General features: G+C 69.1%; 15 protein-coding genes. 4 read left to right on the top strand and 11 right to left on the bottom strand.

What is annotated here, in order from left to right; translation table 11 throughout:
• Positions 1 to 110: 110 nt before the first annotated feature.
• The 6 genes from ACQEVG_RS05760 to rplU form a co-directional block, all read right to left on the bottom strand.
• On the bottom strand, positions 111 to 2,246 hold the full coding sequence (locus tag ACQEVG_RS05760) for a hypothetical protein (RefSeq protein ID WP_432977997.1): 2,136 nt from the start codon (positions 2,244 to 2,246) through the stop codon (positions 111 to 113).
• A gap of 161 nt (positions 2,247 to 2,407) precedes the next feature.
• On the bottom strand, positions 2,408 to 3,907 hold the full coding sequence (locus ACQEVG_RS05755) for a D-ribitol-5-phosphate cytidylyltransferase (RefSeq protein WP_432977994.1): 1,500 nt from the start codon (positions 3,905 to 3,907) through the stop codon (positions 2,408 to 2,410).
• 251 nt (positions 3,908 to 4,158) lie between these two features.
• A complete protein-coding gene (locus ACQEVG_RS05750) occupies positions 4,159 to 6,180 on the bottom strand; it encodes a glycosyltransferase family 4 protein (RefSeq protein ID WP_432977991.1) in 2,022 nt (673 codons plus the stop codon).
• Positions 6,181 to 6,424: 244 nt separating this feature from the next.
• A complete protein-coding gene (gene obgE / locus ACQEVG_RS05745; RefSeq protein WP_432977988.1) occupies positions 6,425 to 7,861 on the bottom strand; it encodes a GTPase ObgE in 1,437 nt (478 codons plus the stop codon).
• A 120-nt stretch (positions 7,862 to 7,981) separates the two neighbouring features.
• Entirely contained in the window at positions 7,982 to 8,236 is a 255-nt protein-coding gene (rpmA, locus tag ACQEVG_RS05740; protein WP_307663554.1) for a 50S ribosomal protein L27, read from the bottom strand.
• A 14-nt stretch (positions 8,237 to 8,250) separates the two neighbouring features.
• Positions 8,251 to 8,571: a 50S ribosomal protein L21 gene (rplU, locus tag ACQEVG_RS05735; RefSeq protein WP_015033583.1), complete on the bottom strand. Its 321-nt coding sequence runs from the start codon at positions 8,569 to 8,571 to the stop codon at positions 8,251 to 8,253.
• A 284-nt stretch (positions 8,572 to 8,855) separates the two neighbouring features.
• Between rplU and ACQEVG_RS05730 the strand changes: the two genes are divergently transcribed.
• The 3 genes from ACQEVG_RS05730 (at position 8,856) to ACQEVG_RS05720 (ending at position 13,703) form a co-directional block, all read left to right on the top strand.
• Entirely contained in the window at positions 8,856 to 10,676 is a 1,821-nt protein-coding gene (locus ACQEVG_RS05730) for a hypothetical protein (protein WP_432977983.1), read from the top strand.
• Between the two features lie 55 nt (positions 10,677 to 10,731).
• The gene (locus tag ACQEVG_RS05725) at positions 10,732 to 11,331 is read left to right on the top strand and encodes an acyltransferase (protein WP_432977980.1); all 600 of its coding nucleotides are present in this window, start codon (positions 10,732 to 10,734) and stop codon (positions 11,329 to 11,331) included.
• Between the two features lie 122 nt (positions 11,332 to 11,453).
• Positions 11,454 to 13,703 carry a glycosyltransferase family 4 protein gene (locus tag ACQEVG_RS05720; protein WP_432977977.1) on the top strand — a complete coding sequence of 750 codons (2,250 nt, stop codon included), beginning with the start codon at positions 11,454 to 11,456 and terminating at the stop codon, positions 13,701 to 13,703.
• A 66-nt stretch (positions 13,704 to 13,769) separates the two neighbouring features.
• Here ACQEVG_RS05720 and ACQEVG_RS05715 read toward each other — a convergent pair whose 3' ends face one another.
• Genes ACQEVG_RS05715 through ACQEVG_RS05705 form a run of 3 tightly spaced genes read right to left on the bottom strand, consistent with a single transcriptional unit; the run spans position 13,770 to position 16,919 of the window.
• Positions 13,770 to 15,218 (bottom strand): glycosyltransferase, encoded by a 1,449-nt coding sequence (locus tag ACQEVG_RS05715; protein ID WP_432977974.1) that lies wholly within the window; start codon positions 15,216 to 15,218, stop codon positions 13,770 to 13,772.
• A gap of 21 nt (positions 15,219 to 15,239) precedes the next feature.
• Positions 15,240 to 15,794, bottom strand: a complete 555-nt coding sequence (locus ACQEVG_RS05710) for a hypothetical protein (RefSeq protein ID WP_432977971.1) — start codon at positions 15,792 to 15,794, stop codon at positions 15,240 to 15,242.
• A gap of 9 nt (positions 15,795 to 15,803) precedes the next feature.
• Positions 15,804 to 16,919 carry a glycosyltransferase family 4 protein gene (locus tag ACQEVG_RS05705; RefSeq protein WP_432977968.1) on the bottom strand — a complete coding sequence of 372 codons (1,116 nt, stop codon included), beginning with the start codon at positions 16,917 to 16,919 and terminating at the stop codon, positions 15,804 to 15,806.
• A gap of 202 nt (positions 16,920 to 17,121) precedes the next feature.
• On the opposite strand from ACQEVG_RS05705, the gene wecB reads away from it, so the two are divergent.
• Positions 17,122 to 18,210, top strand: a complete 1,089-nt coding sequence (wecB, locus tag ACQEVG_RS05700; RefSeq protein WP_360880979.1) for a non-hydrolyzing UDP-N-acetylglucosamine 2-epimerase — start codon at positions 17,122 to 17,124, stop codon at positions 18,208 to 18,210.
• 144 nt (positions 18,211 to 18,354) lie between these two features.
• Here the strand turns inward: wecB and ACQEVG_RS05695 are convergent, their stop codons facing one another.
• Positions 18,355 to 19,638 (bottom strand): nucleotide sugar dehydrogenase, encoded by a 1,284-nt coding sequence (locus ACQEVG_RS05695; protein ID WP_404723398.1) that lies wholly within the window; start codon positions 19,636 to 19,638, stop codon positions 18,355 to 18,357.
• On the bottom strand, positions 19,635 to 21,263 hold the full coding sequence (locus tag ACQEVG_RS05690) for a glycosyltransferase family 2 protein (RefSeq protein WP_432977964.1): 1,629 nt from the start codon (positions 21,261 to 21,263) through the stop codon (positions 19,635 to 19,637). Before ACQEVG_RS05690 ends, ACQEVG_RS05695 begins: the two co-directional genes overlap by 4 nt.
• Between the last annotated feature and the right edge of the window lie 3 nt (positions 21,264 to 21,266).

Here is a 21,266-nt window from a genome sequence, read left to right as displayed (position 1 = left end):
CGTCCTGTTACAGGACGCGAAACGGCCCGCAACTCCTTCTCCGTGAGCTCCGTGAGCTCCGTGTACGAAAGGAGTGCGGGCCGTCCGTCCGTTGCGTATGCCCCGGTAGGTCAGCGGGCGACCGACGGGTCCAGGCCTGCTGCCGCGGTCCCGGCCTCGGTCTCGGACTCGGTCCCGGTGACACGCTCGCCCTCACCGGCCGCGGCGTCCTCCGCGGCAACCTCCGCCACGTCGTCCATCGACAGCTCGACCAGCTGCTGGCCGGTGCCCGCGTTGCGCGCCTCGGACCGGGCGGCCACGGCCGCCACCGCGGCGTTGAACTGCTCGATGGAGGTCGGCTCGTCGGGCCCGAGCAGATACCGCTTCAGCTCACGCCGGTCATCCGCGAGGGCGTCCGCCGCCGGATCGGCGACGGCGTCCAGGAACTCGCCCAGTTCGTCGGCGCTGTTGGAGAGGATGACCGCGGCCCGTACGGCGGTGTTCTGCCGCTTGAACTCCTCGGCACCCACCTCTGCCGAGTCCGTCACGGCATACGGCTTGCCGCTCGCGATGAAGTCCGAGACCACGCTGGAGATGTCGGACACCATGCCGTCCGCCTCGTTGAAGCAGTCGTACAAGTGCGGCTGCGAGCCGGTCACCGTCTTGTGCTCCCACCAGCCGAACGAGCGCCAGTACGCGTCGTTCCACTCGGCCCGCAGCCGCTTGATCTCCGCGAGTCGCTGCGGGTCGGCGAGCGAGACCCGCGAGACCTCGGACTCGTCGCCGCCCGCCCGGCCGGGCTTGGACAGCTCGGCCAGCCGCGCCTCGACGCGGGTCAGCGTCGCCTGCGCAGCCGCCTGGTCGGCCTGTGCGGCGGCGGCTTCCTTGGCCCAGCGGGGCTCGGCGGCGCGTGCGGCGGCGGCCTTGTCGACCATCGTCGTGATGCGGGTGTGGACCGCCTTGGCCCTGGCGCTGCGCGTGCCGGTGAAGGGGTGCGGCTTGTAGATCAGGCGGACGGGACGCTCGGCATTGAGCAGGCCCTTGACGATGTTCTCGCCGGCCAGCAGCAGCGAGGTGTTGCCCGGGTTGTCGTCCCAGCCCTCCCACGTGGGGGCGTACAGGACGGTCGGGATCGGGTTCTTGGGCGTGCCGGTCCCGGTCTCGATGGAGGCCAGCTGCGGGCGGCCCACCTCGACGATGTCATCGTCGCGTACGCCGATGTCCGCGAGGGCGTAGCGGTCGCGGCCCGCGCGGCCGGCCGTCCACACCTCGTCGTACACCTTGCTGAACGGGTTGACGCTGGCCACCTTGTCGCTGTCGCCGTGCCCGATGAAGACGTGCTTCATGGTCGGTACGCGCAGGATGTGGATGTTCTTGCCGACGTTGGCCGGGTACAGCGCGACGCGGACCGTGGACAGGTCCATGTTCATCAGATGGATGCCGCCCGGCACGCAGATGACCGGCACCGAGGTCTCGCCGAGCTGCGGCACGATGTAGCGCTCGCGCAGAATGATCAGCGGCCGGGCCTCCAGCTGCTCCATCGTCTCGACCCACATCTTCACCTGGTACGCCGACTCCTTGGAGCCGGAGAAGTACAGGACCACGGTCGGCCGGTACTCGTTCAGCCAGGCGTCGATCCCCTTGAGCACCTTGGCCGCGGTGGGCACGCGCCGGCTCGAGCGGATGTACCGGAAGAGGGCCGCGGTGTAGAGGACGGCCAGGCCGAGGCTGACGCCGAGGCCGACGTACGCGACGACGTCGCTGTCCATCCGGGTGGCGGCCAGCACGCCCGCGACGGCGGGGATGTCCAGGTGGAGCATCTTCTCCGAGGAACGGCGCAGCAGCAGCTTCGGCGGGGCGTCCGGGATCTTCATGCCGTACAGGTCGACGTTGCGTGTCACCACCGGCATGGTGCGGCGCAGCCGGATCAGGGTGGCCAGGGCGCCGTGCGGGGCCTGGAGGCCGAAGATGAGCAGGAAGCCGCCGACCGCGAGGTAGAAGAGCGTCTGCTCGGCGAGGTTCAGCCGGGACAGCAGCAGCACGAGCAGCAGCTGACGCACCAGAAAGTGCATCGGCAGACCAAACTTGATCTTGTTCAGTCTGTTGACGAGATAACTGCCCCGCTGATGCAGGTACCAGTCCGCGACATACGTCACGACAGCGGCCGCGACGAAGCCCCAGAAACTGGGAATCAGCGCGGCGATCAGCGCGCACGGAAAGCCCAGTCCCAGAAGGACTGCGGCGACCAATTCAGATCCGCTGCCCACGCGGGCCAGGCGAATGGCGGTCGAAATCAAGAACCTGCTCCAGGGGGTGCCGGTTTTACCACATTAAATACGCAATCGCGAAGACCAGGCTTCACGAATTCGGGCCTCCGCGATCGCAATTTCGGCGACCACAGAGGCCCTAATTCAATTAGTCGTAATTATTACACATCTTCCTGACGATCCAGGACGGATGCCAATGCCTGCTCGAACCCGGACGCCTCGCTGGCCTCGCGGGTCGGGTCCTGCTGCCGTACGTCGATGACGTGGCCGGTCAGCTCGGAGAGCAGGACGTCGAGAGAGCTCCTGGCCACCGTCTCGGAGGAGAGCAGCGAACCGCTCGGCTCCTCGCCGAAGGCCTTGGTGCGCATCGGGGTCGCCGTGCGCTCCGGATTCACGCAGTTGACGCGAATTCCTTCGCCTGCCCATTCGTCGGAGAGGGCCTGGGTCAGGTTGACCATGGCCGCCTTGGTCGACGAATAGAGACTGTACTCGGCGCGTCCACGGGTGTAGCTGGAAGAGGTGTACAGGAGCAGCTGCCCCTTGGTCTCCGCCAGGTACTTGTACGAGGCACGGGCAATCTGGACCGGCGCCAGGTAATTGACGTTCAACGCCTCCTGAATCGTGGTGTTGTCCGTCTCCGCGAGCTTGCCGATGCGCAGCACACCCGCGGTGTTGATGACGTAGTCGATCCGGCCCGTCTCGGAGTACGCCTTGGAGAGCGCGTCGTCGACGTGCTCCGGGTTCTCGACATGCGTACCGGTGGTGGAGCGGCCCAGCGCGTACACATGGGCGCCGTACCGCTTCGCCAGTTCGGCGATGTCCGCGCCGATGCCGTACGAGCCGCCGAAGACGACCAGGGTGCGGCCCGCGAGCAGTTCGCGGTACGCCGCCTCGTCGGCCTGCCGGGGTGAGGCGGTCGTGGCCAGCTGGAACAGCTTGTCGGCGATGAACACGTCGACCGGCTGCGTCACCTTCATGTTGTACTCGTCGCCCGCGACGACATAGATCGGCACGTCCGGCAGATACTTCAGGACCACCGAACAGTCGTCGGTGGCCTGGAAGTTGGGGTCTCCGGCCGCGACCTCGTATGCCCTGCGGATGGTGGAGAGCTTGAAGGCCTGCGGCGTCTGGCCGCGGCGCAGCCGCGAGCGGTCGGGGACGTCGGTGATGAATTCGCCGTCCTCGCCGTGGGTGCGGGTCACGATGATCGTGTCCGCCGACGGGATTGCGACATCGACAGCCTGGTAGCGGTCGAGGGCGTCGACACAGTCCTGGATCACACGCTGTGACAAAAGCGGACGGACAGCGTCATGGAACAGGACGTTGCGGTCCTCGCCCTCGGCAAGTCCCTCACTCAGCGCGGCGATCGCGCGCTCGGTGGTCTCGTTGCGGGTCGAGCCGCCTTCGATGACCCGGGTGACCTTGGTCAGTCCGGCCTTTGCGATGATCTTCTCCACGTCAGGCACAAAACCCGGCGCCATCAGCACGATCACGTCATCGATGGACTCGGCCAGCTCGAAGATCGTCAGCGTGTGCTCGATGACAGCCTTGCCGGCGATCTTCAGCAGCTGCTTGGGGATCGACAGGCCCACGCGCTGGCCGGTACCACCGGCGAGCACGACTGCTGTGGTGCGGGGCTTGGCTATGGGCTGCACTGACACAGACGACGACCTACCTTGCGGGGGCTGGGGAACATTCCGATAGTTGCACTCTGCGTTACCGTCTCGCAAGGCGGTCGCCTTTCACTCCACACCGCTGCGCAACCTGCTGTTCGCCTTGTGAACAGGGCGGATTAGGCCATGTCCGGCGATTGACCGAGTGACCGACGCCACATGGGAACGAGTTGCACATCACTCCTGCACCCAAAAAGCCTTAACAAGTCCGACCCTCGGAATCCATGTGCGGGAAATCTCTACAGATCAACCACGTTGAGAGCCAGATCGTTGGAGGCGGTGTAGAGGAAGCGGACCCGCACCCGCTGCTTCGGCCTTCTGAGGACATTCTTCGCGAGCGCGCGCACAAGACTCCCCTTCCTCTTCTTCGGGAGAATGGTCAGCGGATAGTTGTAGATGTCCTTCTTCATCACCACGTCGTCAAGCACCCTGCCCACCTTCACCGGTTGGGCATTCGGTGCATAGCGGATGAATACGTCCCAGACATCGTGCGCGGTGACTTGTTGAGCGGCAGGCGCCGCGCAGGGAACGGTGAAGTGGAAGCCCCTTTCGCCGTCCCACTGCCCGGTGAAGGTCAGTTCGTGGGCCTTGCCGCGACGACGCAGTACGAGCACCGGGTCGCCGGCCACCGTCGCCGGGCCGAGCAGACTGCCGGACAGGGCGATCTTCTTGCCGACGAGCCGCACGTGTCCGGCCTCCGCATGCACGGGACGGACCCACGACCGCAGCACGAGCGTGCCCTTGGCCTTGTCGACATACGGCACGAGGTTGCGGACGGGGCCGCCGGGCACCAGCCGCTCGGCGGCGTGCATGGCGCCACGCTGGTCGACATTGCGGCTGCCGAGGCGGGCGCGCGCACCGGTCGCCGCCGACTCGGCGAAGAGCTCCCAGACACCTTCGCCGAGCTGCTCGCCGGCCGGGATCGTCGCGACCCCGTCCGGGCCGAAGGGGAAGGTGCGGACCTCGGTGCTGCCCTCGGTCCGTACGCACAGCAGCCGCAGCCCGGCGTCGTCGGCCGCCGGGCGCGGGCCGACCAGGGTGAGGGCCAGCTCGCCGTCGGTACGCACCACGCAGTCGGCCACGGGCGCGAAGTCCGGTACCGGACCGCGCCGTGAGGTGGCGGCGGCCAGCTCCTCGAAGAGGTTCTCGTACTCCTTGACGACCTGCGCGGGGTCGAAGCGGCGGGCGCTCTCCCGCGCGGCCGTGCCCAGCCGGCGCCGCAGGTCCTCGTCGTCGATCAGCTTGAGCAGCGCGTCGACGACGGCCTTCACATCGCCGACCGGCACAAGAAGGCCGTCCACGCCGTCCTCGATGATCTCGCGCGGTCCGTAGTCGCAGTCGGTGGAGATCATCGGCAGACCACAGCGCATGGCCTCCACGAGCGTCATGCCGAACGACTCGTGGCGCGAGGTGGAGACGGCGATGGCGCCCTTCGCCCACTCGGGTTCGATGGGTGAATGCGGCCCCATCAAGTGGACCTTGTTGTACAGGCCCATCTTCAGGATCTGGTCGCGGAGCCCCGGGCGCTGGTCGCCGCCGCCGTAGATGCGCAGCACCCAGTCCGGGCGCACGGCGGTGACCTTGGCGAAGGCGTTGATGAGGACGTTGTACTGCTTCTCGGACGCGAGGCGGCCCGCCGCCACGACAACCTTGCCCGTCCCGTCGGAGGGAGCGACCTGCGGCTCGGGGACGCTGTTGGGGATGGACAGCACGCGGGTACTGGGCAGCGGCATCTTCTCCCGCCAGACCGCGGCGTCACCCTCGGAGACCGTCACGAAAGCGTCGATCGCGGCGAGATGCTCGTACATCTCGGCACGCAGGGCCGCCTTGTGGTGGTTGTGCGTCATGTGTTCCTGGCCGATGCGGACCGCCCCGTCGGGGGCGAACTGCGCGACATACGCGACGAGACCGGGCCGGGTGCCGACCACGATGTCCGCGTCGGAGGCGGCGTAGTGCGCGCGGACGCGGTCGTCGGTGAGGCGGCTGTACTCCTTGTAACGCGCCTCGCTCTGCGGGAAGAACGCGGCGGGCTGGAGCTGGAAAGGGTGCTCTTTCTCGTTCGTCGGCGAGTTCGGGCGGGTGTCGACGAGGGGCACGACGGAGATGCGGGGGTCGATGTTGAAGAGCGGGATGTCACGGTGCCGGAAGACCGAGACGATCTCCACCTCGTGCCGGTTCACAAGCTCTTCGGCGAGGTTGAGCGTGGTGCGGATCGTCCCGCCAATACCGTAAACGGTATGGATGAGGAAGGAGATCTTCATCGGCCCTTGGTGCTCCGTTCAGCTGAGACTCGGGTGACGTACAAGAAGTGAGGCCCCGTCACGCCAGCTAGACGGCCCTGGCAGCCCGGAGGTTGCTCTGATCCGACGATTTAGCAGGATGCGTGCCGCAGAACGGGACGAACACGGCGTACACACCCACTGTGCCCTGTCCCGCGGGCCTCGCAGGACAGGGCACAAGCTGATGGACCGGCGCGGCGGGCGTCAGGCGGCCGCGCTCAGCGGCCTAGAAGGGGTCGAACTCGTCGAACTCGCGCTGCGCGTCGTCCCGCTCCGCCTCGCGGTCCCGGCGCCGCTGCGCCGCCGGACGCGGGGCCTCAAGGCGGTGGTCCTCACCGCGTCGGCCCAGCATCTCCGCGCCCGCCATCATCGTGGGTTCCCAGTCGAAGACGACCGCGTTGTCCTCGGGGCCGATGGCCACGCCGTCACCCGCACGGGCTCCGGCCTTCATCAGCTCCTCCTCGACACCGAGGCGGTTGAGGCGGTCGGCCAGATAACCGACGGCCTCGTCGTTGTTGAAGTCGGTCTGGCGCACCCAGCGCTCCGGCTTCTCGCCGCGCACCCGGAAGAGGCCGTCCTCCTCCTTGACGACCGTGAAGCCCGCGTCGTCGACCGCCTTCGGGCGGATGACGATACGGGTCGCCTCCTCCACCGGCTTGGCCGCGCGCGCCTTGGCGACGATGTCGGCGAGCGCGAAGGAGAGCTCCTTCAGGCCCGTACGAGCCACCGCCGAGGCCTCGAAGACCTGGTAGCCGCGCTCCTCCAGATCCGGGCGGATCATGTCCGCGAGGTCCTGGCCGTCCGGGATGTCGATCTTGTTGAGGACGACGATCCGCGGGCGGTCGTCGAGCCCGCCGTACTGCCCCAGTTCCTCCTCGATGATGTCGAGGTCGGAGACGGGGTCGCGGTCGGACTCCAGCGTCGCGGTGTCCAGCACATGCACCAGCACCGAGCAGCGCTCGACATGGCGGAGAAACTCCAGGCCCAGGCCCTTGCCCTGGCTGGCGCCCGGGATCAGGCCGGGGACGTCGGCGATGGTGTAGACGGTCGACCCGGCGGTGACCACGCCGAGGTTCGGCACCAGCGTCGTGAAGGGGTAGTCCGCGATCTTCGGCTTGGCCGCGCTGAGTACCGAGATCAGCGAGGACTTTCCGGCGCTCGGGTAGCCGACCAGCGCCACGTCGGCGACGGTCTTGAGCTCCATGACCACGTCACGTGCCTCGCCCGGCTCGCCGAGCAGCGCGAAGCCGGGCGCCTTGCGGCGGGCGGAGGCCAGCGCGGCGTTGCCGAGGCCGCCGCGGCCACCCTGGCCCGCGATGAAGGTGGTGCCCTGGCCGACCAGGTCGGCGAGCACATTGCCCTGCTTGTCGAGTACGACGGTGCCGTCCGGCACGGGCAGGACCAGGTCCTGGCCGTCCTTGCCGGAGCGGTTGTCGCCGGCGCCCGGCTGGCCGTTGGTGGCCTTGCGGTGCGGGCTGTGGTGGTAATCGAGGAGTGTGGTGATCGACTGGTCTACGACCAGGATCACATCACCGCCACGGCCGCCATTGCCGCCGTCGGGGCCGCCGAGCGGCTTGAACTTCTCCCGGTGTACGGAGGCGCAGCCGTGGCCTCCGTTACCCGCGGCGACATGCAGCTCGACGCGGTCCACGAAGGTGGTCATGGGTACGTGCCTCCAGTAAGTACGGAAATGTCTGGGGTGTGCTGTCTGGCTTGCACAACACGCGAAAGGCGGACCCACTTCCCGAACGGGAAGTGAAGTCCGCCCTCGCAAAGCTTCCGATCAGGCGACCGGAACGATGTTCACGACCTTGCGGCCACGGTGCGTGCCGAACTGCACGGCGCCGGGCTGCAGCGCGAACAGGGTGTCGTCGCCACCGCGACCGACGCCCGCACCCGGGTGGAAGTGGGTGCCGCGCTGGCGGACCAGGATCTCACCGGCGAGCACGACCTGACCGCCGAAGCGCTTCACGCCGAGCCGCTGAGCGTTGGAGTCGCGCCCGTTCCGAGTGGACGATGCGCCCTTCTTGTGTGCCATCTCTCCTCAGTCCCTTACTTCGCAGCCGCGGGGATGCCGGTGACCTTGATCGCCGTGTACTGCTGACGGTGACCCTGGCGACGGCGGTAGCCGGTCTTGTTCTTGTAGCGAAGGATGTCGATCTTCGCGCCCTTGTGGTGGTCCACGACCTCGGCCGTGACCTTGATACCGGCCAGCACCCACGGGTCGCTGGTCACGGCGTCACCGTCGACAACGAGCAGGGTCGAGAGCTCGACCGTGTCGCCAACCTTGGCAGTGGAAATCTTGTCAACCTCAACGATGTCGCCGACAGCAACCTTGTGCTGGCGACCACCGCTGCGCACGATGGCGTACACGCGGATCTCTCTCTCGCTCGGAACGGAACCCCTGATGCCAGCCGCTCGCGCAGGCCGAAGCCTGCGGCGATCCGGAAGGACGAGCGGCCTCTCCCGAACCGGCGGAGCCGTCGGGAGGGAGTTGCTCAGGGGTGGGCGTGCATGGAAACACACCGAGGGTCAAGGTTACGGGGCCCGGCTTGAGGGGTCAAACCGGGTACGCGCCATGAATCCCTGGTGGATGTCCGCCGTGGCCTGTTGAATGTGCGCTCGTGTCTCTGCGCTCCGTGATCACGATGCCTCGTATGCTCCGCCACGGCTCGGCCGTGGGCGCGGATCTGCCGCCGGACGAGGCCGTCACCGTCGATGCCGTGGCCGATCCCGCCCTGCGCGCCGCGTTGAGTGCCGCCGCGGCCGGCGACGCCGCTCCGGCCCGCGAGCTGCTTGCCGAGACCCGGCTCGGCGCCCAGTGGGAGCGGCGCAGCGCGTGCGTCACGCGGCTGGCCGAGAGCGCGCTGCACAACCCGGGCTGGCTGGAGGGCTGGCTGGCCCGGTCGCCCGAGGACCCGGACGCGGTGCTCGTGAAGGCGGATCTCTGTATCCAGCAGGCCTGGGAGATACGTACCGGCTACCGGGCCCGGCATGTGTCCGAGGACCAGTTCCGGGCCTTCTTCACGCTGCTCGACGACGCGATTCCGGTGATCTCCGCGGCGGCCGCGCTGAACCCGACCGACCCGGTGCCGTGGGAGATCGCTCTGACGCACGCACGGGGCATCCAGGCGCCGCGCGATGTGTTCGACGCGTACTGGGCCGAGGCCGTCGCCCGCGCACCGCACCACTACGGCTGCCATGCCACCGCGCTGCAGTACCTGTGCGACAAGTGGTACGGCTCGCACGAGGAGATGTTCGACTTCGCCGAACGGGCCGCCGACGGGGCGCTGCCCGGATCGAAACTGCATGCCCTGCCGCTGCTGGCCGCCATCGAGTACGAGGTGATCTCCGACGACTCCACCGAGGACGGCCCGATCGACCGCGCCCGGGTCGAGGCAGCCGTCACCCGCGCCCTGGAGCTCTCCGCCTGGTACGCGCCGGGCGACCCGGACGCCGCCGGGTTCCGCAATCACCTCGCCCTGATCCTTATCTTCGCCGAGCGGTGGGGGGATGCCCTGGACGTCTTCCGGGCGATCGGCGTGCACGCGCGCGCCTACCCGTGGGCGTACGTCGGCGAAAGCCGCAAGGAGTTCCTGGAGTTCCGCCTGGGGGTACGGATGCAGGTCGCGTCCAAGACCCCGTTCTTCGGCAGACCGCCGCAGCCCACGACCCCGGCGGCCGGCGTCCCCTCCGTACCGGCGCCACGCTCGCTGGCGATAGCCGCGGCCCCGCCGCACGAGGTCGCCGAGGCGGCGCTGATGTGCGGTGTCTCGCTCCGTATAGCCCCGGCCGCGTCCCGTATGAGCTACGTCGAGCTCGTCCCCGACCCGTCCCCCGGCAAACGTGCGACGCTCGCAGCCGGCGAGGAACTGCTGACGGCCGCCGCCGACAACTTCACCACTGGTGAGAAGTGGCCCGCCCTGGTCCTGCGCCGCACGGCCGACCGCTGGGGCTTCACGCTCTTCCACAAGGGCAAGCCGCGCGCCTCCCATCTGTGGGACCCCTCGGCCCCCGTCACCGACCACGCTGAGGCCACCGCCACCGCGCAGGCCCTCGCCGCGATCTTCCCGGTGCCGGACCAGCGCCCCCTGGTCACCCTGCTCCGCGGCACGAACGACCCGGCCGCGCGCCAGTCGGAACTGGTGACGGCGCTCGGACTGCCCCCGCTCCCGGACGGCTTCGGCGAACGCGACGAGATCCTGGCCGGCGCACCCGGAGCCCAACTCCTCGCCCGCCGCGGGGTGTTGAAGGGAATCCGCGACGCCATGTCGACGGACCTGGGCACTCCGACCCTGCCGATCCCCCGCCCGAGGCGCTGGTGGGTGCTGCGGACCGCGGGCCTGGTGATCCTCGTCCCTGCGGCGGCGTACGCCTGGTGGTCCCCGGAGGTGAGCTGGTACCGCACGCTGGTCCCGTCGGCGGCGGCGCTGTTCCTGGCACTCCAGCTGCGGAAGGCCTGGGCCCAGCGGCGCTGAGCGCGGCGCGAGCCGTATGCTCGCCGGGCGAAGCCGCGCACCGGAAGGCAGAGAAGTGAACTACAGGGTCCAGCCCACCGCCCAGGTCGACGAGAGCGCCGTGATCGGCGACGGGAGCAGCGTCTGGGAGCTCGCCCAGATCCGCGAGGGCGCAAAGCTCGGCGAGGGCTGTGTCGTCGGTCGCGGTGCGTATGTCGGGACCGGTGTGCAGATCGGCAACAACGTCAAGCTGCAGAACTACGCCCTGGTGTACGAGCCCGCCGAGCTCGGCGACGGTGTCTTCGTCGGCCCCGCCGTGGTGCTCACCAACGACCACAACCCGCGCTCCGTCGACCCCGAGGGCAAGCAGAAGCGCGGCGGCGACTGGGAGGCCGTGGGCGTCAAGGTCGCCGAGGGTGCCTCGCTCGGTGCGCGTTCCGTGTGTGTGGCGCCGGTGCGGATCGGGCGCTGGTCCATGGTCGCCGCGGGCGCCGTCGTCACCAAGGACGTACCGGACTTCGGGCTGGTCGTCGGCGTACCGGCGCGGCGGATCGGCTGGGTCGGCCGGTCCGGTGTCCGGCTGGTCGAGCGCGAGAGCGAGGCGGGTGTGTGGGAGTGCCCGCAGACCGGTGCCGTGTATGTGGAGAAGGACGGCGTGCTCAGCGAGCGCGGCTGACCGTGCTCGACGAACGCGGCTGACCCGTCCGACGTCACACCTATGCGCTCTCCTCGGCCGCAGAGCCCGCTTCAGGCTTCGATACGCTGGGCCCCTGCGTCATGTTGTGCGAAGGGAACCAGATGAAAAGCCACGTGCTCTATCTCGCGCTCGGAACGTACCGGGTTCGGGCAGCACGCGAGCATGTCAAGGAACTTGCGTCGTCCGGCTCGCAGATCGCGCTGGTCGTCACGGACAGCGAGGAGTGGGCGGAGACCGCCGACGAACTCTCGCGCCTGGACGGCGTGGATGTCGTGCAGCTCTCCCACGACAAGCACGGCTCCGCATGGCCCGCCGCCAAGAAGCTGGTCTCCGACAAGTCGGGGCCCTTCGCCACGGCCGAGCGGCTGATCGCCGGTGACGCGCACGCGCTCCCGGTGGCCTGGGCGGCCGTCAAGCGCCGGCCGGAGCTCACGCTGGAGCTGGAGCCGGCCAACACGGACGGCCACACCGCGGGGCCTTCGGACCTCGCGGTGATCACCCCCTGGTACCCGTCGCCGAACAACCCGTACGCCGGGTCTTTCGTTCAGGCGATGACGGCGGCGGTGGCCGACCAGTTCGACCGGGTCACGGTTCTGCACACCGAGGACTGGTCGGGCAGGGCCCACCCCGCGCTCAACGACGCGATCAAGGTCACCACGGACCGCCTCCAGGAGCGCCGGGACCTCATCCCCGTCGTGGACAGCCCCGAGGGCACTGTCGTGCGGGTCCCGGTGCCGCTCATAAACCGCAAGAACTACAGCCCCTGGGTCGCCGCCCAGGAGAAGGCGCTCCTCCCCGCACTGCCCACGGGGAAGATCGAGGCCCCGCTGGTCCACGCCCACACCGGCATCTACGGCGGTGTGCTCGCCCTCCACCTGGCCAAGCCGGACGCGCGGGTGGTCGTCACCGAGCACTCGTCCTTCCTCGACCGGGTCTTCGCGCAGCCCGCCGCCCGTGAGCTGTACGGCGAGGTGCTGGAGCGTGCGGACGCGTTCCTGTGCGTCAGCACCCGGCTGCGGGACCAGATCGCCGAGGAGTTCCCGGCGTACGCGCACAAGCTCGGCGTCGTACCGAACATGATCGACTTCGGTCGCTTCACCCCCGGCCCCGAGCGCTCGTCGGAGCTGCTCAGCTGGCTGTACGTGGGCCGTCTGATCAAGCCGAAGGGCGTCGACGAACTTCTTGAGGGCTTCGCGCTGGTGGCGAAGAAGGAGCCGCGGGCGACCCTCACTCTGGTCGGCCACGGGCCCCGCGAGGAGGATCTCGCCGCCCGCGCCAAGGAGCTGGGCCTGGCCGACCGGGTCAGCATTCTGCCGCCCGTGTCCCCCGAGGACGTCAACGAGCTGATGCACCGTCACGACCTGCTGGTGCACGCCAGCAAGGGTGAGACCTTCGGCATGACGGTCGTCGAGGCGGTCGCCGCCGGGCTGCCCGTGCTCGCCACCCGCAGCGGTGGCCCGCAGGAGAGCCTGGCCGGGATCGAGTCCAGGGCCGGCGCGTTCATGGACATCAGCGAGGACCCCAGGGTCATCGCCGACGCCTACTGGCAGCTGCGCCAGGACACGGCCGGGATCGACCTGCCGGCCGCCCGTGAGGTCCTGGAGAGCAGGTACGGCACCGAGGCGGTGGCCAAGCAGCTCATCTCGGTCTACGAGGGCACCCCGCTGCCCGCCGCGGAGGTGGCGGCCCCGGTCGTGAAGGCGGCCGAGAGCGCACCCGCGGTCGACGAGCAGACCGCGCAGGAGACCGCCCCGAAGAGCGCCCCGCCGGCGGAGCCGCTCGGGCGCGCGGTCATCCTCGCGCTGACGCCTCCCGGCAAGCCCCGGCGCATCGTCGAGTTCGCCAACTTCCTTGTCGAGGTGGGCGTGGAGGTCACCCTCGTCGCGGGCCGGGCCGACACCTTCTGGCAGCGCGCACAGCTGGACGCCCGCGTCCCCGTGATCAGCATCGAGGACGCCGAGAAGAAGCTGCGCATCCCGCGCGGCGAGCGCTTCCTCGTCTACCGCGCCCCGCGCGCGGTGCTGCGCAAGGCCCGGAGGATGGCTGCCCGCAACCGCGCGTCCATCGGCCCCGAGCTCGCCGTCGCGTCCGTACAGCGGGCGCACACCCGGGCCGCCAACGCCTTCCACAAGAAGATCTTCAACCGTGGGTACAAGGAGATCCGGCCGCAGCTGCTGTCCCGTATGGCCAAGCGTGTGGCCCTCCCGGAGCTGCGTCTCGACCTCGCCGACCATGTGTTCGTGAGCGACATCAACTCCACGGTGACGGGCTGGAAGTGGGCCAAGGCCCACCCGCATCTCACGGTCACCATGCACCTGGACCGGGAGATCTACGCGCCGAAGGGCGAGTGAGCTGCCAAGCCGCCAACGGCGAAGGCCCCGACCGGAGTTCCGGTCGGGGCCTTCGCCGTTGCGGTTCTAGTTCTCCGAGGCGCTGTCCGACGTGGTCTGCGAAGCGCTCTCCGAAGCCTCGGCGGGCTCCCGGCCGATGATGGTCCGCAGCTGCTCCTCGAACGGCTTGAGCACCGCGTCACGCTGGTACTTGTCCGCGTGCCGACGCGCGCTCTCGCGCTGCTCCGGCGTCAGATCACGGGCGGCCTTGCCCGCCGCGACCATGGACGCCGCGAGAGCGTCCACATCCAGGCTGTCGGCGTTGAACCAGAGCGGATAGCCCTCCAGCACGTCCTGGGCGGCGATGCCCGGCGCGTGCACCGAGACGATCGGGTGCCCGAAGGCCATGTACTCGAAGATCTTGCCGGAGGTCACGTACTTGCCGCCGCCGGCCAGGAAGACCAGCACGTCGGCGTCCTCGTAGACCCCGCCGACCTCGGTCTTGGAGACCGGGCCGCAGTAGCGCAGACCGGTGTCCTCGGCGCCGTTCTCGGGGCCCTCCTCGTCCAGGCCGAGCTTCTTCTTCAGCGTGGCCGGGCTGTTCTTGAAGAAGCCGAGGTGACCGTGGATCTGCAGCTCGGCGTCCGCGAGGTCCGGGTGACGACGGGCGATCTTGAACGCCTCGGCCATCTCCTCCACCGGCTGCTTGACGGTGAGCGTGCCGAGGTAGGCGAACTTCAGCGGACGCGTGGACCCGTCGGCGGAGGGCTCCGTCACGGTCGTGGGCTGCTCCTCGGTCTCCGAGGGCTCCGGCGCCGCCGGAATCACATCGGCGTCCCAGCCGTTGGGGACCACCATCATGCGGTCCGCGACCTCGGGATACCGCTCCGCGTGCCAGCCCCGCAGCGCCTCGTTCACGAACACCGAGGCGGACGCCCTGTTCAGCATCCGCTTCTCCCAGGCCCAGGCGATGTGGCCCTTGGGGAAGGCGGGCTCGTCGTGGAAGAGGTCCAGCGTCCACGAGTCGCGGTAGTCCATGACGTACGGAACACCCGTGAGCCGGCTGAACAGCCAGGCCGCACCGAAGGACGCGAACGGGTTGCCGGTGGCCACCACGATGTCGAAGCGCTTTTTGGAGTGCAGCTTCAGCGCCCGTACGACGGAGGCCCAGGCCCACGACGAATAGCGCTCCGGGAAGAGCTTCGTCTGGCTGAACTGGTAGACGCGCTTCGCCATCAGCGGGAAGCTGCGGCGCAGCCAGCTGAACTCACGCAGATCCTGCTGCCAGGTGTACTGGTTGAGCTCCGGACGCTCCACCCGGATACGGGGGTCGACGGTCTCGGAGAGACCCTCGTCGACCGAGCCGATCCTCTTGTAGAGGAAGTCCAGCGGCGAGGCGAAGACCGTGACGTCCCAGCCCTTCTCCACCAGATGGTTGGCCGTCGCCCTGGCGCGGTACACGCCGCTGGCCCGGGAAGGCGGGAAGTAGAACGCCAGGTAGAGCACGCGGGGCCGCCGGCCGCTGCGGTTCTTCATGAATCTTCCTCGTTGTCGAAATCAGCGAGCGGCTGAGGTCTGCGGGGACACGTCGGAGTCGATGCCGTAGCTGACCCTGGGGACTGCCAGGCCCTCGGACTCCCACGCCTGAATCAGTTGTACGGCACGGGGCACCGAAAGCGCATCGGCCACCACCATGAGCTCCGGGCCCTTGCGCGGCGAGAAGTGGCGCCAGACCATCCGGTCGGCGAGCCTCGGCCACACACGGCGGTGCAGCGGAACGAACACCCTGCGGTGTATACGGCCCGCCACCCGGCGCTCGTACGCCTTGAGGGCACGCTTGGCCCTGCTGCGGAGCGGGCCGCGGCCGGCCACCCGCACCACGAGCCGCGGCACGCGGTAGAGCACCAGACGCTCCAGCCGGCGCGGCAGATGGCTCGCCTCCAGCTCGTCGGCCGTCACCAGCTCGACCTCGGGGGCGAAGCCCTGGTCGAGCCACGGCTTGCGCACGCCGACCAGGACGACCGCCCGGCCGCCGCGCGCCACCACTTCCGCCGACTCTTCGACGACGGCCCGCTTGCGGGAGGCGCCGAGAGCCAGGAACAGGACCTGCATGTCACTCCATCACGGGGAGTCGGGGAACCAGAGACGGTAGTGCGCCTGGGCGACGGCCTCGTAGCCGTACTGCGCGGCCAGCTGGTCCTGGGCACGCTTCAGATCCAGACCGCTGCTGTCGAAGCGGCTGCGCAGGCGCCAGTAGCCGTCCCTGATCGACTCGGCGTTCTCTTCCACATCAATGAGCTCGCCGGCCGCGTCCTCGATGCCGGCCAGCGTCTTCTCGGGCCCTCCGCAGCGGGTCACCAGCACCGGCATACCGGCGGCGATGCCCTCCACGATGGTCATGCCGAAGGTCTCGTACCGGCTCGGGTGCACCAGCAGATCGTGCTCGCGCATCAGGTCCAGTGCCTGCTCGTGCGGGATCGAGCCGGGAAGGTCGACGGCGTCGCTCAGACCGAGCTCGGCGACCCGGGCGGTCAGCGTCCGCCGCAGCGGGCCCTCACCCACCAGCGTCAGCCGCAGCGCCGGGTCCTGGGCGTGGCACTGGGCGAAGGCCTCGACCAGCCAGTTGACGCCCTTGAGCTCGACCATGCTGCCCAGGTAGAGCCACTTGCGCAGCTCGGTGACCGGGGCGGGGCGGCTCTCGTCGAAGGAGATCGGGTTGGGGATGCGCAGGATCTTCTCCGCGTGGTGCGGGAACTGCCTGCTCAGCACCTCGGTGACCTTGTCCCCGACGGCGAAGAAGCCGGTGACGCGGGCCAGCAGCTCGTCGTACAGCTCCACGGCGTCCGGGTCCTGGAAGACCCGCTCCAGGAAGGAGGCGTGCTCGGTGACGAAGACCCGCGCGTTTGGCCGGGCGTTCTGCAGGGCGGCCCAGCCGCTGGGGAGCCCGACATGGGCGTGCACGACCGGGGCGTCGATGGGCTTGCCGCCGAGGGCCGCGCGCAACTGCCGTTCGTGGCTGCGGGACTGTGCGCCGTAGTCCTGGCCGCGCGGGGTGGTGACCGGGAAGTGCACCAGTTCGGCGCCGCCGGCGGTGGGCACGCGGTGCGCGGCCCGGGTCACCAGTTTGCCACCGGCCGCTTCCACCGCTTGAGTGGTGGCTGCGTCCATCGGGGCGACCCACGGGTCGCAGTGGTAGACCACGAAGCTGTCACAGCCCGGGGCCGTCGCACCGACCATTGCCTGGACGAAGGATCCTCTGAAAGGCAGCTCACGTGTGGGATACCACGGCGTGACTACGGCCGCATCCCTGGATGCTGCCTGATTCATTACCGACTTCCTCCCCGGAGCACACGTCGAGGCGTCACTTTATCATCGGACGGAATTCGGTCTCCGGCCCCGCCGGCGGCCGGTAGCCCAAGGTATCGAGGAGCAGTTCACGGTGAAGGTCATCAGCGTCGTCGGCGCTCGTCCCCAATTGGTCAAACTCGCACCGATCGCCGCCGCGTTCGCGGAAACCGACCACCAGCATGTGATTGTTCACACGGGTCAGCACTATGACGCCGACCTTTCCGACGTCTTCTTCTCGGGCCTTGGCATTCCGGACCCCGATGTGCATCTGGGCATCGGCTCGGGCAGCCACGGCGCCCAGACCGGCGGTGTGCTCACCGCGATGGACCCGGTCCTGGACGCCGAGCAGCCCGACTGGGTCCTGGTGTACGGCGACACGAACTCGACGCTCGCCGGTGCGCTGTCCGCGGTGAAGATGCACCTGCCGGTGGCGCACCTGGAGGCCGGGCTGCGCTCCTTCAACCGCCGGATGCCCGAGGAGCACAACCGCATCCTCACCGACCACGCCGCCGACCTGCTGCTCGCGCCGACCGAGGAGGCCATGCGCCATCTGGCGGCCGAGGGGCTGAGCAAGCGCTCCGTGCTGGCGGGGGACGTCATGGTCGACGTGTGCCTGCGGATCAGGGACGCGGTGCTGGCCGGCGAGCACCCCAAGCCGGTGCTGCCCGAGGGCATCGACCCCGAGGCGCCGTACCTGCTGGCGACGCTGCACCGCCCGGACAACACCGACGACCCGAAGCGCCTGGCGGCGATCGTCGACTCGCTCGCGAGCCTGCCGGTGCCGGTGGCCCTGCTGGCGCACCCGCGCCTCGTCGTGCGCGCCGAGGAGCACGGCATCAAGCTCAACCAGGGCTCACTGCACTCGGGCCGTCCGCTGCCGTACGCGGGTCTTGTCGCCGCGGTCCTCGGCTCGGCCGGTGTGGTCACGGACTCGGGCGGTCTGCAGAAGGAGGCCTTCCTGCTGGACCGCGTCTGCACCACGATCCGCCCGGAGACCGAGTGGGTCGAGACGCTGGAGGGTGGCTGGAACCAGCTGGTCCCGAACCCGCACGAGCTGGACGCCGCCGAGTGGGCCAAGATCGCTACTCGCCCGGCTCCGGCGGCCGAGCGCGGCACCCCGTACGGCGACGGCCGGGCGGCCCACCGCGTGGTGGAGTTCCTGGAGCAGCACAAGCGCTAGCACACACGGCGAAGGCCCCGGCCGCCTCCTGCGAGGCGGGCCGGGGCCTTCGTCCTGCTACATCAGCCATCAATTGAGCAACCCCAACGGCGCCCAGCCACACCCGCGAGAGCGGCGCCGGTTCAGGCGCAAAGGGGGACTACATCACCCGCCGATGACGACGCGGCGTACGCCTTCCCAGCGCGCCGGGTCGGTGGTGCGCCGGCCGTCGACCAGGACGCGGACGTCCGGCAGGTCGGAGGCCGCGAGCTCGCGGTACTCGGCGTGGTCGGCCTGCAGGATCGCCGCGGTGACGACCTGTCCCTCGTGCGGGGTCAGACCGTGCGCGGTGAGCTCCTCGGACGTGTACATCGGGTCCGAGACGAAGGGGACGGCCCCGCGCGCCTTGAGCGCCTCGACGGTCGGGAAGACGCCGGAGAAGGCCGTCTCCTTGACGCCGCCGCGGTAGGCAGCGCCGAGCACCAGCACGCCCACGCCGTCCAGGTCGCCGTAGGCGGCGGCCAGCAGGTCCACGGCGTACTCCGGCATGGCGGCGTTCGCCTCGCGCGCCGAACGCACGACGGTGGCCTCCGGGTCGTTCCACAGGTACATCCGCGGATAGATCGGGATGCAGTGGCCGCCGACGGCGATGCCGGGCTGGTGAATGTGGCTGTAGGGCTGCGAGTTGCAGGCCTCGATGACCTTCTTGACGTCGATGTCGTTCTTGTCGGCAAAACGGGCGAACTGGTTCGCCAGGCCGATGTTGACGTCGCGGTAGGTGGTCTCGGCGAGCTTCGCCAGCTCGGAGGCCTCGGCGGTGCCCAGGTCCCAGACGCCGTTCGGCTGCGCCAGGTCGTCGCGCTCGTCGAAGTCGAGCACCTGCTCGTAGAACTCCACGCCGTGCTTGGCGGAGGCCTCGTCGATGCCGCCGACGAGCTTGGGGTAGCGGCGCAGGTCGGCGAAGACACGGCCGGTGAGCACCCGCTCCGGTGAGAAGACCAGGTGGAAGTCCTTGCCCGCGGTGAGCCCGGAACCCTGCTCCAGCATCGGCGCCCAGCGGGTGCGGGTGGTGCCGACCGGCAGGGTGGTCTCGTACGAGACGAGGGTGCCGGGCTTGAGTCCGGCGGCGATCGCCTTGGTCGCGGAGTCCATCCAGCCGAAGTCCGGCACGCCCTCGGCGTCCACGAACAGCGGGACGACGACCACGACGGCGTCGGACTCGGCGACCGCGGCCGCGGTGTCGGTGGTGGCGGACAGCAGTCCGGCGTCGACGGTCTCCTTGAGCAGACGGTCGAGGTCGTGCTCGCCGGGGAAGGGCTCGGTGCCGGCGTTGACCAGCTCGACGACCTTCTCGTTCACATCGGCGCCGATGACCTTGTGGCCCTTGGCGGCGAACTGCACGGCGAGCGGCAGCCCGATCTTGCCGAGCGCGACTACACAGATATTCATCGGGTTACTTTCCTCTTCAACCGGACCAGCAGGGGCCGCACACGCGGCCACACCTTATTCTCGGGCGGGAACAGCAGGCCGGTCAGTATGACCATCCTGCCCTTCTGGTTCACGCGAGCGCCCACCCGATACGCGGTGCCGCTGCGCCAGCGCCGGGCCAGCGGCATGGGCTTGTCCTTGCCACGCACGGGGATCTCGTACGTCGAGCCCGCGACGTCCACATGGACGCGCACCCCGAGCGAGGCCTGACGGGGCTCTATCGGGATCCGCCCACGGACGACCGTGCCGGCTCCGTCGGCGGTCACTTCCTGGGTGAAATCCCCCACGGGGGCGGGCAGTTGATGTCCGACGGGCAGTCGGCGGCCGCCCGCCTTGTCCGCGCTCTTGGGCATCGAGCCCTGGATGAGACGGATGACGGCCGACCCGGTGTCGCCGGTCAGCCCGAGCCGTACCGCGATGGCCAGCGAGAGATCCTCGCCGTCCTGCTCCCACTCGGCCGAGACGAGCTCCGTGCCCGACGCGAGCTGGGCGGCCACCGACTCCCCGGTCACCTCGAAGACCCGGTCGGGGATGTTCAGTACGGGGTCCCTGAAGCCCGGGTAGCGGGCGTAGGCCCGGCCGTCCTCCAGGTGGAACGGCGGAGCGCCGTTCTCCTCCTCCGCCTCGATCGCCCGGGTGAGCTCGTCCACCGCGCCGCGCTGGGCCAGCGTGAGCCTGACCCGCCGCATGACCGGCAGGGCGTCGCTCAGCGAGTCCGTGAGGTACTCGTCGGCCAGCTCGGCGATCCCGGCGCACACCTCGCGCCGGGTCTCCGCGTCCAGCGCCGGGAAGTCGCCCTTGAGGAGCTTGGAGAGCTCCCAGTTGAAGTGGCGCTCGAAGAGCATGTCCCGCCTGTGCCCGGCCTCGACGAGCCCGGCGGCGTGATGCAGGATCTTCGCGGTGCAGCGCAGCCGTGACAGATGGCTGGACTTGTAGGTGATGTTGCTCGCGTCCCCGCGCTTCACCGCGTAGTAGTACGTGTAGTCCGCGAGCACCGAGATCTTGCCGGCCCTGACGCACGCCTCGATGGTGAAGGGCATGTCGCTGCCGACCGGCAGGTCCTCGGGGAACCGCAGGTGGTACTTCTCGACCAGCTCACGGCGGAACAGCTTCGTGTTGGCCAGCGTGTACGGCAGCGCCGAGTCGAACATGCTGATGTCCGGGTTGCTCTTCTTGAAGAGCGCCTGGTGGACATAGCGGCCGTTGGTGCCGACCATCTTGCCGATCACGACGTCGGACTCGTGCTTGTCCGCATAGGCCACCATCCGCTCCAACGCCTCTTTGCCGAGGTGGTCGTCGGAGCCGATGAAGTAGACGTAACGTCCGGTGACCAGGTCCAGCGCCCTGTTGCTGGGTGCGGCCGGGCCACCGGAGTTCGCCTGGTGTATCACCCTGACGGTGTCCGGGTACTTCTTCGCGAAGCGGTCGAGCTCCGCTGCGCTGTCGTCCGTGGAACCGTCGTCGACGGCCACGATCTCAAGCCTGTCCAAGCCAATGCTCTGCCCGACAAGGGAGTTAAGGCATTCCGTCAGGTACGGCATCGTGTTGTACACGGCGACGACGACGGAAACATCAGGACTGGTCAAGGC

The organism is Streptomyces sp. CA-135486 (assembly GCF_050936555.1).
Lineage (GTDB): Bacteria > Actinomycetota > Actinomycetes > Streptomycetales > Streptomycetaceae > Streptomyces.
The sequence above is the reverse complement of the archived record's forward strand: the minus strand, read 5'-3'. Positions and strand labels throughout refer to the sequence as shown.